This window comes from Erythrobacter fulvus, from assembly GCF_028595285.1.
GTDB classification, from domain to species: domain Bacteria; phylum Pseudomonadota; class Alphaproteobacteria; order Sphingomonadales; family Sphingomonadaceae; genus Erythrobacter; species Erythrobacter fulvus.
On the sequence record NZ_JAQQXQ010000004.1, the window covers coordinates 186,074 to 197,617 of the forward strand.

12 protein-coding genes are annotated in these 11,544 nt (G+C 63.2%); 8 read left to right on the top strand and 4 right to left on the bottom strand.

Features of this window, described 5'->3' with window-relative positions; genetic code table 11:
* The first annotated feature begins 5 nt into the window (after nt 1–5).
* The 7 genes from OIK40_RS06810 to OIK40_RS06840 all read left to right on the top strand — a co-directional run bounded on the left by OIK40_RS06810 (nt 6) and on the right by OIK40_RS06840 (nt 5,758).
* The gene (locus OIK40_RS06810; RefSeq protein WP_273677269.1) at nt 6–959 is read left to right on the top strand and encodes an RluA family pseudouridine synthase; all 954 of its coding nucleotides are present in this window, start codon (nt 6–8) and stop codon (nt 957–959) included.
* 113 nt (nt 960–1,072) lie between these two features.
* Complete coding sequence (gene rpoH / locus OIK40_RS06815) at nt 1,073–1,978, top strand: RNA polymerase sigma factor RpoH (RefSeq protein WP_273677270.1); 906 nt, start codon at nt 1,073–1,075, stop codon at nt 1,976–1,978.
* A gap of 96 nt (nt 1,979–2,074) precedes the next feature.
* Nucleotides 2,075–2,746 (top strand): monofunctional biosynthetic peptidoglycan transglycosylase, encoded by a 672-nt coding sequence (gene mtgA / locus OIK40_RS06820; RefSeq protein ID WP_273677272.1) that lies wholly within the window; start codon nt 2,075–2,077, stop codon nt 2,744–2,746.
* A 5-nt stretch (nt 2,747–2,751) separates the two neighbouring features.
* On the top strand, nt 2,752–3,702 hold the full coding sequence (locus tag OIK40_RS06825; protein WP_273677273.1) for a cation diffusion facilitator family transporter: 951 nt from the start codon (nt 2,752–2,754) through the stop codon (nt 3,700–3,702).
* Nucleotides 3,702–4,289 carry a sigma-70 family RNA polymerase sigma factor gene (locus OIK40_RS06830; RefSeq protein ID WP_273677276.1) on the top strand — a complete coding sequence of 196 codons (588 nt, stop codon included), beginning with the start codon at nt 3,702–3,704 and terminating at the stop codon, nt 4,287–4,289. Before OIK40_RS06825 ends, OIK40_RS06830 begins: the two co-directional genes overlap by 1 nt.
* On the top strand, nt 4,286–5,062 hold the full coding sequence (locus OIK40_RS06835; RefSeq protein ID WP_273677277.1) for an anti-sigma factor: 777 nt from the start codon (nt 4,286–4,288) through the stop codon (nt 5,060–5,062). Before OIK40_RS06830 ends, OIK40_RS06835 begins: the two co-directional genes overlap by 4 nt.
* 141 nt (nt 5,063–5,203) lie before the next feature.
* Entirely contained in the window at nt 5,204–5,758 is a 555-nt protein-coding gene (locus OIK40_RS06840) for a fasciclin domain-containing protein (protein ID WP_273677278.1), read from the top strand.
* Between the two features lie 123 nt (nt 5,759–5,881).
* Here the strand turns inward: OIK40_RS06840 and OIK40_RS06845 are convergent, their stop codons facing one another.
* From OIK40_RS06845 to clpP, 3 genes are all read right to left on the bottom strand, one after another.
* The gene (locus OIK40_RS06845; RefSeq protein ID WP_273677280.1) at nt 5,882–6,283 is read right to left on the bottom strand and encodes a hypothetical protein; all 402 of its coding nucleotides are present in this window, start codon (nt 6,281–6,283) and stop codon (nt 5,882–5,884) included.
* A gap of 3 nt (nt 6,284–6,286) precedes the next feature.
* Complete coding sequence (clpX, locus tag OIK40_RS06850; RefSeq protein ID WP_273677281.1) at nt 6,287–7,552, bottom strand: ATP-dependent Clp protease ATP-binding subunit ClpX; 1,266 nt, start codon at nt 7,550–7,552, stop codon at nt 6,287–6,289.
* Nucleotides 7,553–7,762: 210 nt separating this feature from the next.
* Entirely contained in the window at nt 7,763–8,467 is a 705-nt protein-coding gene (clpP, locus tag OIK40_RS06855; RefSeq protein WP_273677282.1) for an ATP-dependent Clp endopeptidase proteolytic subunit ClpP, read from the bottom strand.
* A gap of 153 nt (nt 8,468–8,620) precedes the next feature.
* On the opposite strand from clpP, the gene OIK40_RS06860 reads away from it, so the two are divergent.
* A complete protein-coding gene (locus tag OIK40_RS06860; RefSeq protein WP_273677283.1) occupies nt 8,621–10,165 on the top strand; it encodes an amidase in 1,545 nt (514 codons plus the stop codon).
* Between the two features lie 21 nt (nt 10,166–10,186).
* Here OIK40_RS06860 and OIK40_RS06865 read toward each other — a convergent pair whose 3' ends face one another.
* Complete coding sequence (locus OIK40_RS06865) at nt 10,187–11,452, bottom strand: acyltransferase family protein (RefSeq protein WP_273677284.1); 1,266 nt, start codon at nt 11,450–11,452, stop codon at nt 10,187–10,189.
* Nucleotides 11,453–11,544: the final 92 nt, after the last annotated feature.

Consider the following 11,544-nt stretch of genomic DNA (forward strand, 5'->3'; position numbering starts at 1 on the left):
ATACCATGTCTGCAGGCGAAATCATCACCGGCACTATCGTTGCGCCCGCCCGCCTCGACAAGGCGCTGGCCGAGGCCACCAACCTCAGCCGCGCGCGGGTGCAGGCGCTGATCGAGGAAGGCCGGGTCGAGGTAGCAGGCAAGCCTGCCGCCTCCGCTTCGATGAAAGTCGCGGAAGGCGCGCCGTTCCGGATCGCTGTGCCCCCCGCCGCCGAGGCCGCCGCCGCGCCAGAGGCGATACCGCTGGTGATCGCCTATGAAGACGAACACCTGATCGTGATCGACAAGCCCGCCGGAATGGTCGTCCACCCGGCGGCGGGCAATCCGGCGGGCACGCTGGTGAATGCACTGCTGCACCACTGTCGCGGGCAGCTATCGGGAATAGGCGGGGTGGCGCGGCCCGGGATCGTCCACCGCATCGACAAGGACACATCGGGCCTGCTGGTGGTGGCCAAGACCGACGCCGCACACGAAGGCCTGGCCACCCAGTTCGCCGCGCACACCGTCCACCGCCGCTATCTCGCGGTCTGTGCAGGGCATCCTTCGCCCGAAGAGGGCACCATCGACGCGCGGATCGGGCGTTCCGACAGCGACCGCAAGAAAATGACGGTGCTGCCAAAGAATTCCTCGCGCGGGAAAACGGCCGTTACCCATTACAAGGTGCTGGAGCGGTTCGATGCGGCGGCGCTGATCGAATGCCGGCTTGAAACTGGACGTACCCACCAGGTGCGCGTTCACTGTGCGTCAATCGGCCATGCCTTATTGGGAGACCCTGTCTATGGACGCACCCCCAAACCGCTCCGCCCGCTGGTCGAACGACTCGGCTTTGCCCGTCAGGCGCTGCACGCCGCCGAGCTGGGCTTTATCCACCCGGCAAGCGGCGAATCGCTGCGGTTTCGGGCCGATCTGCCGCCCGACATGGCGGAACTCATCGACCAACTGCGACGTTGTGATCGATGAAAAGCGCACACACGGGGCGTCGCTTCGTGTATATACCGGCTTGTGGCCCAGTCCGCCGGATGCCCATCAGGGGTCCGGCGCAAGCGGTCGACGCTAGAAAGGTTAGGTAACAAGTGACCAAGTCAAAGACCCCTTCGGTCCCGGCATTGAGCGGTGAGCAGAGCCTTAACCGCTACTTGTCCGAGATTCGCAAATTCCCGGTGCTGACCGCAGAGCAGGAATACATGCTCGCCAAGCGCTATCAGGAACATGAAGACCCTGATGCCGCCGCCCAGTTGGTGACCAGCCACCTGCGCCTCGTCGCGAAGATCGCGATGGGTTACCGCGGCTATGGCCTGCCGGTTGCCGATCTGATCTCCGAAGGCAATGTGGGCCTGATGCAGGGCGTCAAGAAATTCGAACCCGATCGCGGCTTCCGCCTCGCGACCTACGCGATGTGGTGGATCAAGGCCTCGATCCAAGAATACATCCTGCGTTCGTGGAGCCTCGTGAAGATGGGCACCACCGCCGCGCAGAAGAAGCTGTTCTTCAACCTGCGCCGGATGAAGAAGAACCTCGACGCCTACGAGGATACCGATCTTCACCCCGACGACGTGACCAAGATCGCGACCGATCTCGGCGTGCCCGAACAGGAAGTCGTCAACATGAACCGCCGCATGATGATGGGCGGCGATGGCTCTCTCAACACGCCGATGCGCGGGGGCGAGGAAGGCTCGGGCGAATGGCAGGACTGGCTGACCGACGATCGTCCGTTGCAGGACGAGACCGTGGCCGACGCCGAGGAATCGCAGATGCGCCACGATATGCTGGTGCAGGCGATGGACAGTCTCAACGAACGGGAGCGGCACATCCTCACCGAACGCCGCCTGACCGACAAGCCGCAGACGCTGGAGGAACTCAGTCAGGTCTACGACGTCAGCCGCGAACGCATCCGCCAGATCGAGGTGCGCGCCTTCGAAAAGCTGCAGAAGGCGATGCAGCGAATTGCGGGCGAGCGGCTGCTGCCCGGGGTCGCATAAGCCCTCGCGTCACAGCAATCACCAGACCCTCTCCGGCATCGTGCCGGGGAGGGTTTTCTTTTGCCGCGTCTGCGCGCTGCGACTAAAGCGCCGGTCATGGCGAAGACATTCTTCCGTATTCTGGCCAAGGCGATCCTCGGTTTTGTCGGTCTTACGCTTGTGCTGGTGGTGGCCTTCAAGTGGCTGCCCGTGCCCGTCACCGCGACCATGCTAATGGACGAAAACGGCATCACGAAAGACTGGGAAAGCCTCGACAATATCGACCGCAATCTGGTCGATGCGGTGATCGCGGCGGAGGATTCGCGTTTCTGCGAGCATTTCGGCTTCGATGCAGAGGCGATCGAGCAAGCGATGCGGGAGAACATGGAAGGCGGGCGCATCCGCGGCGGATCGACCATCAGCCAGCAGACCGCTAAGAACGTCTTTCTGTGGCAGGGCGGCGGGTTCTTCCGCAAAGGCTTGGAGGCGTGGTTCACCTTCTGGATCGAGACGATCTGGGGCAAGCGGCGGATCATGGAAGTCTATCTCAACGTCGCAGAGACCGGGATCGGCACCTACGGGGCCGAGGCCGGATCGCAGCGCTATTTTGGCCATTCTGCCGCGCGCCTTTCCGCCGACGAGGCAAGCCGCATGGCGGCCGCCCTGCCCAGCCCCAAAAAGCGCGCGGTGAAGAACCCGGGCGGATGGCTCGCGCGGCACGGCAATGCGATCGAACGGCGCATCGGCATCGTCAGACGTGACGCGCTTGATGCTTGCGTCTACAACTAGCGCGAATGGCTCACGCGCACACCCACCATCACCACGATCACGCCCATGATGGCGCGGGGCATGGTCATGGCCATGGTGGTCACCATCATCATCACGCCCCTGCCGATTTCGGGCGCGCTTTCGCCATAGGCATTGCGCTCAACACCGTATTCGTTCTGGTCGAGGCGGTGGCGGGCATCCTCTATGGTTCAATGGCACTGATCGCGGATGCGGGCCACAACCTGTCCGACGTGCTGGCCCTTGCGCTTGCATGGATCGCGGCCATCGCTGCGCGGCGGCCGGCAACGGGCCGCTTCACCTATGGCTATAAAAGCTCGACCATCCTTGCCGCGCTTGCCAACGCGCTGCTGCTGGCGATCGCGATCGGGGCGATCCTGTTCGAGACGATTCACCGCCTGACCGAGCCGCAACAGCCGCAGGGCATGGCGATGATCGTCGTTGCCGGGATCGGGATCGCGATCAACACGTTGACAGCCATGCTGTTCGTCCGGGGCCAATCCGATCTCAACATTCGCGGAGCCTTCCTCCACATGGCCGCCGATGCCCTCGTTTCGCTTGGCGTGGTTCTGGCAGGCGTTGCAATCTTGCTGACCGGCCTTGCCTGGATCGACGCAGCGGTGAGTATCATCATTATTGCGGTAATCGCCTGGAGCACATGGGGCCTTGCGCGTGACAGCGTGGCAATGAGCCTGCAGGCAGCCCCGCCGGGGATCAACCTTGACGACGTGCGCCGCCACCTCGCCGGCCTGCAAGGCGTGGCCGCTGTCCACGATCTGCACGTCTGGCCGATGTCGACCACCGAAACCGCGCTGACCGCCCATCTGGTGATGCCCGAAAAGCCTGTGTCGGACAGTTTCCTGCGCGATGTCGCCGCCGGCCTGCGTGATCGCTTCGGCGTGAACCACGCCACCTTGCAAATCGAAAACGGCGAGAGCCAGTGCGAGCTCAGCTGCTGATGGCTGCCCGCCCGCGTCCATCTTCCGACGAAGCACGTGAGGCCCTGCGCGATGCGATGGCACGTCTGGCCGAAGGCGATCAGACGGCGCTCGAGGAAATTTATCGTATGACCCGGGTGAAGCTGTTCGGCATCACCTTGCGTATATTGGGCGACAGAAAGGAAGCCGAGGACGCCTTGCAGGACGTCTATGTCAATCTCTGGCAGCGGGCCGACCGCTATGATCCCGCGCGGGCAAGCCCGATTTCGTGGCTGGCGACGTTCGCCCGCAACCGTGCGATAGACCGGCTGCGCACGGGCAAGGTGCGTGGCGGAGCTGTGGGGATCGAGGAAGCGGCGCCGCTTCCCGACGAGGCTCCGCTGGCCGACGCGCTGCTGGTGGATGCCGAGCAGGCCGCACAGATCCACAAGTGCATCGAAACCCTCGACGAACGCACCCGGACGCACATCCGTGCGGCGTTTTTCGACGGTTACACCTATGCCCAACTGGCCGAGCAGGCGGATGTGCCGCTCGGCACGATGAAAAGCTGGATCCGCCGAGGGCTGCAACGTCTGCGCGCGTGTCTTGAAGCGAGCGAACGGCCGTGAGTGCGCCCGAAGACACTGGCCCCGAAGCGACGCGCGACGATCCGGTGATCGCCGCCGAGTGGGCGCTTGGTCTGCTCGAGGGCGAGGAACTGCTCGCCGCGCGCGGGAAGTATGCGACCGATCCCGACTTCGCGTGGCGCAAGGAGTGGTGGGACAACTGGTTCGCGCCATGGACCGACGACATGGCTGGCGCAGTCGAGCCGGGCGCGCATGTGTGGGACGGCATCGCAGCCCGACTGACCACGCAAACCGGCATTGCCAACGCGCCCAACGCCACGTCGGGGGGCGAAGTCGTCGCGCTCAAGGCGCGGTTGCGCCGCTGGCAATGGGCCGCAGGATTGACCTCGGCCGCTGCGGCAGTGGCGCTGGCGCTGCTCGTCCTGAATCCTGCCGGCGTTCAGGCGCCGAACACGCAGCCCGCGCAGATCGCCGCCGCGCCGATGATAGCGACCGTCCCTATCGGGGAAACCGGCCTCAGGCTCGACGTCACCTATATCCCCGAAGGCGAGCGGATGCTGATCGCGGCTATCGGTCTTGCTCCCGACGGGGTGCATGATCACGAATTGTGGCTGGTGCCCGATGATGGCAGCGCAGCAAAGTCGCTGGGGGTAGTCGCACCGGGCGAAGTGCGCTCGATGGAAGTTCCAGCCGAGGTCGTGGCCGAACTGCACGACGGTTCGCGCCTGCTCCTGACCCGCGAGCCGCTAGGCGGCAAGCCCGCCGATGCCGAGGCCGGGCCGGTAGTGGCCGAAGGCGCCTTCATCCGCGTCTGAGGCGGCCTCGCTTCGCCGCAGTCACGCGGCAATTCATCCGCATTAGCATTTTCCCCCGCATCCGCTGCATCCGCTACGCCGTAACTACGCGTGCAAGTGGGAGGGCTTGCAGACGAGACACCCCAAGAGGAGATCCCTACTGTGACCCCCAAGACCAAGCTTACCGCTATTATCGCCGTCGCTCTTGCCGCAACTGCCGGCATCACCGCCGCGCCGGCGCTGGCCGATCACCACATGGAAAAGAAGGCCGAAGCGAATATCGTAGAAACCGCGCAAAGCACCGGTGTGCACAAGACCCTCGTCGCGGCCGTAACGGCAGCCGGTCTTGGCGACACTCTGGCTACGACCTCGCCCATCACCGTCTTTGCGCCGACGGACACTGCCTTTGCCGAACTGCCCGACGGGACGGTCTCGACGCTGCTGAAGCCGGAAAACAAGCCGCTGCTGACAAATATTCTGAGCTATCACGTCGTGAAGGGCCAGATTACCTCGGAAGGCCTTGTCGGCTTGATCGGTAATGGCGGCGGCAAGGCTACGCTCACAACGCTTAGCGGCGGCACGCTGACCGCCGCGATCGAGGGTGGCAATGTCGTGATTACCGATGCCAAGGGCGGCAAGACCACCGTGGTCAAGGCCGACGTGATGACCTCGAACGGCGTGATCCACGTCACTGACGGCGTGTTCCTGCCCGCCTGACAGCCGAGGCCCAACGGCTAGCGCCGCCTCCCACTTCCCCATCCCCTCCCGTCGGGGGGACGGCGCTGCTCCCGACCCCGTCCGGCCCTTCCTCCAAGGCCGGACGGGGTTTTGGTATGGGCATCAGGATGCTGGTGGGGCTGCCTGTCCTGCTGCGGTCGCCTCGGCGTGGAGAGCGCGCAGTTCCTCTTCCGTCATGGCCGAGAGCGCCTCATAGGCCGGGCGCGTCAAGGTCTTGTCGCCGTTGCCTTCGCCGCGGAGCTTGTAGACCCCGTCCTTGGGAAAGATGATGAAATAGAAGCTGAGGTCGCTCGGCGACTTCGGGCCGGTGACCACAACGATGCTGGCATCGTCATCGCAAGCAAACACATACCACTGCACGCCATCGAAATAGCGTTCGACGGGCCCAGCCTTGCAATCGAGGCGGGGCCGTTCGGTCCCTGAAGTTGCCTGACCTTCTGCTGGAACAGCCTGAGCAATGCAGGCGGCAAGCCCGCCAAGCATTGCTACAAGCGCGACGCGCATGAGTTACGCCGCCTCTTCCTTCTTCTCTTCGCCGCCCAGGACGCGGATCGGGTCCTTCTTGCCCTCGACCACTTCCTTGTCGATGACAATCTCGGTCACGCCTTCCATATCGGGCAGGTCGAACATCGTATCGAGCAGCAGGCCTTCGACGATGGAACGAAGTCCCCGCGCGCCGGTCTTCCGCTTGATCGCACGCTCGGCAATCGCCTGCAGCGCGTCATCGGTGAAGGTCAGTTCGACGTCTTCGAGCTCGAAAAGCTTGCGGTACTGCTTCACCAGCGCGTTCTTCGGCTCCTTCAGGATCGTCACCAGCGCATCGACATCAAGATCGTGCAGGGTCGCGATCACCGGCAGGCGGCCGACGAATTCAGGGATAAGGCCGAACTTCAGCAGGTCTTCCGGTTCGCTCTTTTCGAGCAGTTCGCCCACGCGGCGCTTATCCGGATCGGCGACATGCGCACCAAAGCCGATCGAACGCTTCTGCAGGCGGTCGGCGATGATCTTGTCGAGGCCCGCAAAGGCGCCGCCGCAGATGAACAGGATGTTGGTGGTATCGACCTGCAGGAATTCCTGCTGCGGATGCTTGCGCCCGCCCTGCGGCGGCACGCTGGCGGTGGTGCCTTCCATCAGCTTGAGCAGCGCCTGCTGCACGCCCTCGCCCGAAACGTCGCGGGTGATTGAGGGGTTTTCGGCCTTGCGGGTGATCTTGTCGATCTCGTCGATGTAAACGATCCCGTGCTGCGCCTTCTCCACGTTGTAGTCGGACGCCTGGAGCAGCTTCAGGATGATGTTCTCCACATCCTCGCCCACGTAGCCCGCTTCGGTCAGCGTGGTGGCGTCGGCCATGGTGAAGGGCACGTCGAAGGTGCGCGCCAGCGTCTGCGCGAGCAGGGTCTTGCCCGAACCGGTCGGGCCGACCAGCAGGATGTTCGACTTCGCCAGCTCGACATCGCCGGCCTTGCCCGAGTGCTTCAGCCGCTTGTAGTGGTTGTGCACCGCGACCGAGAGCACGCGCTTCGCCCGATCCTGACCGATCACGTAATCGTTCAGGGTCGTGAAGATGTCCATCGGCGTGGGGATCTCGCCTTCCTTCTTGCCGGCGATCCCTGCCTTGGTTTCCTCGCGGATGATGTCGTTGCACAGCTCGACGCATTCATCGCAGATGAACACGGTGGGGCCGGCGATAAGCTTGCGCACCTCGTGCTGCGACTTCCCGCAGAAGCTGCAATAGAGGGTGCTCTTGCTGTCGGATCCGCTCAATTTGGTCATTCCTGTGTCCTCGAATCCGTGCAGGATAGCATGGCAATGCCGCCTGCGGATTCGGCAAATGTATCCCTTGCACCGCATGAATCAACACATGGCGCAAGTTTTAATCCCTCCGGCATGGCACCGGATGGCGTGAAATACCGGAAAATGCGCAATGTTCCGGAGCCTGCCCCATGCAGGGACAGGCGCTGGCCAAGGCCTGACAGGCGGAGCTTATTCAGGAGCGCCGCCCGATCCGTCCTCGCCCGGGGTTTCCTCGGTTTCGGGGCGGGTTTCGAAGACCTTGTCGACCAGACCGAAGGCCTTGGCTTCCTCTGCCTCGAGGAAGGTGTCACGATCCATCGCCTTTTCGATCTCTTCAAGGCTGCGGCCGGTGAACTTCACGTAAAGATCATTCATCCGCGAACGGATGCGCAGGATCTCACGCGCCTGAATTTCGATATCCGACGCCATCCCGCGGGCCCCACCCGAAGGCTGGTGAATCATGATACGCGAATTGGGCAGCGCGATCCGCATTCCCGGCTCGCCCGCCGCCAGCAGGAAGCTGCCCATCGAGGCTGCTTGACCGATGCACACGGTCGACACGCGCGGCTTGATGTACTGCATGGTGTCGAAGATCGACAGGCCCGCCGTCACCACCCCGCCGGGCGAGTTGATGTACATGCTGATCGGCTTGGAAGGATTTTCGCTTTCAAGAAACAGCAGCTGCGCGACGATCAGCGAGGCCATTCCATCCTCCACCTGCCCGGTCACGAACACGATGCGTTCGCGCAGCAGGCGGCTGAAGATGTCGAAGCTGCGTTCGCCGCGGCTGGTCTGCTCGACCACGACCGGCACCAGCGCGCCGGTGACGGGATCGCGCGTGAACTGGCCCTGAGTGCCAAAGGTTTCGCCGGAATTGCCGAACAGATCGATCATGGGGATGCCGTTTCCTTCGTAAGTGTCGGATTGGCTATGTCGGAGGCTGGGGGGCAATTTCAAGGGCGTTTACCTTGTCGCCTGTGAATTGACGGTGGCTTGCCTGCGCTCGTGCCGCTTGCATCGCCGCGCAGAACAGGCAAACCTGCGCCCATGACCACGCCGACCTTCGCGCAACGCGCGCTTGCCGCACTCCTCGCCACCACGCCGATCGCGGCCTTCGCACAGGATGCGGCCCCGCCCGCAGACACCTCTCCCGATCGTGAGGCGATTGGCGAACTGTTGGCTGTCGATGAATATATCCTGCGTATTCAGGCGCTGGACGACAACGGGCCGCGCCTGAATGCCGTGATCGATTATGATCCCACTGCCCCGGTCAAGGCCCGGCAGCTGGCAACCACTGGGCCACTGCACGGACGCACGGTGCTGGTGAAGGACAATATCGACACCCGTGACTTTCCCACCACTGCGGGCAGCCTTGCACTGAAGAACAATGTCACCGGCCGCGACGCGCCGCTGATCGCCAAGCTGCGCGCGGGCGGCGGCGTGGTGCTAGGCAAGACGAATCTGTCCGAATGGGCGAATATCCGCTCCGACGGTTCGACCAGCGGTTGGAGCGCGGTCGGCGGGCTGACCCGAAACCCCTTCGCCATCGATCGCAACACCTGTGGTTCATCCTCGGGCAGCGGCGCGGCGGTCGCAGCCGGCTTTGCCTGGGGCGCGATCGGGACGGAAACCAATGGCTCGATCACCTGCCCGGCGAGCATCAACGGCATTGTCGGCTTCAAGCCCAGCGTCGGGATCGTCAGCCGCACCCACGTGGTGCCGATCTCCAGCACGCAGGACACCGCCGGGCCGATGACCCGCACCGTTTACGATGCCGCGCTGTTGCTCACAGCCATTGCAGGCGAGGACAAGTCCGATCCGGCAACGCTGGGTGCCAAGCGGGTAAAGGATTATACCGAGGGGCTCGACACCTACTCGCTGCAAGGCGTCCGGATCGGGGTAATGCGCGACCAGATCGGCAACCGTGAGGATCTGAAGGCGGTGTTCGAAGCCGCGCTGGCCGATCTCGAACGCGCGGGCGCAGTGCTGGTCGACATCAGCTTCCAGCCCGACCGTCAGATGTATGGTGACAGTTTCACCGTGCTGATGTTCGAACTGCGCGAGGAAATGGGGAAGTATCTCGCTTCGATCCCCGCCTTCGCCGACGGCGAGACGCCGCGCAGCCTGGCCGACCTGATCGCCTTCAACAAGGCGCACGCCGACAAGGAAATGCGCTGGTTCGGGCAGGAGCTGTTCGAACAGGCCGAAGCCACCACCGACCGCGAAGCCTACGAAAAGGCGCGCGACAACGCGGTACGGATCGCGGGCAAGGAAACCCTCGACAAGCTGCTGGCCGACAACAAGGTGCAGTTCCTCGTCGTCCCCACCCGAGGGCCCTCATGGGTCAGCGACCTTGTCAACGGAGACAATTTCAACGGTTCGGTCGGCTTCGGCAGTCCGGCGGCAATCGCTGGCTATCCGCACCTTACCGTGCCGATGGGTGCGATCGAGGGCCTGCCGGTGGGCCTTTCCATCATGGGCGCCAAGTGGGACGACCACGCCGTGCTGAAAGCGGGGGCTGCCTACGAAAAAGCGCGGACGGCCAAGCTGCCGACGCCGACATTCCGTCCGTGGCGACCGGCCGCGCAGTAGCCGAAGGTCCGAGCCGGATCATCAGTGCGGCGCGATTGCCTTTGCAGGTCGGGCAGCCTTAGTGCGATTGTCCGCACCGGCAAACACCGCGAACAGGCCCGGGGCTTTGCGCACCTCTTCGATGTCGGTCTTGCCGTTGAACAGCAGGCGGATGATCGCATACCTGCGCACGAGCAATTCGTGGATCGCAATGACAGTAGCGGCCGCCAAGACCGTCAGCACCGCAAACTCCAGCCAGACTGGCCATGCCACGTGAGTCAGCGCCCGGCCGAAAATGTAAACGAAGCAGTGGTGGAACAGATACATCGACAGCGCACAATCGGCGAGCCAGCGCGTGCGCGGGCCGCCAGCCGCAAAATAGCGATGAAAGAACTGTAGGATGAACAGCACCAGCGTCCAGATTGCCAGCTGGTTCAGGAACAGCGTCACCTGCCCCAGCAACGGGCCATGTTCAACCTCCGAATAGGGCTGGAAGAATAGGGCGGCAGCAGCAGCCATCGGCATCCACCAGCGCCATTCCAGCAGTGCTGTCAAAAAGCGGGGGCTCAGCGCTGCCATCACACCAATCACGAAAAACGGAAATTCCGAAATCAGCTTGTTGTAACTTTGGAAACCCGGCGCAATCAGGTCGTAGGACCCCGGCATAACCATTGCCACGGTAAAATTGGCGGTGTTGGCTAGGCCGAGCGCAATCAGTGCGATTGCAAAGGGAAAACTTCCCGCGATCCATCGTGCCGAACGATCGATGAGGGCCACCACGCGGCCGCGGATGGCCGCATCAGCGGGCACGATCGCCTGGACCAGCGCTGCCAGAGCAAACATCGGCATCAGGCTGACCAGAAACCACAGGTGCAATTGCCATCCGCCCGAAGCCCAGAGTTGCCCGAATGCAGGGCTGGTAATCCAGTCCATCATCGACCCTGCACCACCCGCGTCGCGCCAGCGCAGATAACTCTCGATCATATTGAATGTGAGTGCGATTACGACCAACGGCACTGCCGTTCGCAGAAAGCGATTCCACATGAAATCGCCGACCGTGCGGCGCGACAGCAGCAGCACGGCAAAAAAGCCTCCGACAAAGAAGAACGTCGGGGTAATGAACAGGTGAAAGCCGAAAATCAGCCAATCGAAAAAGGCGTGCCGGTCGACATTGGCGGTGATCCATGGCCGCGCCGGGGCGTAGACGGTCCCGGCATGCAGGGCGACCGAAAGGAACATAAGAACCGAACGCGCTCCGTCGATATCGTGGTAATGTTTGCGCGCTGCAGGAGCGGGTTCGGTAAGCATACGGCCTCACGGTTGAATGTCGAAGGAACAGCCCGGCGTAGGTTCCCGGAGACGACTTTCTGCATAATTCGAGGCAGTGCAACGAGCGGTCC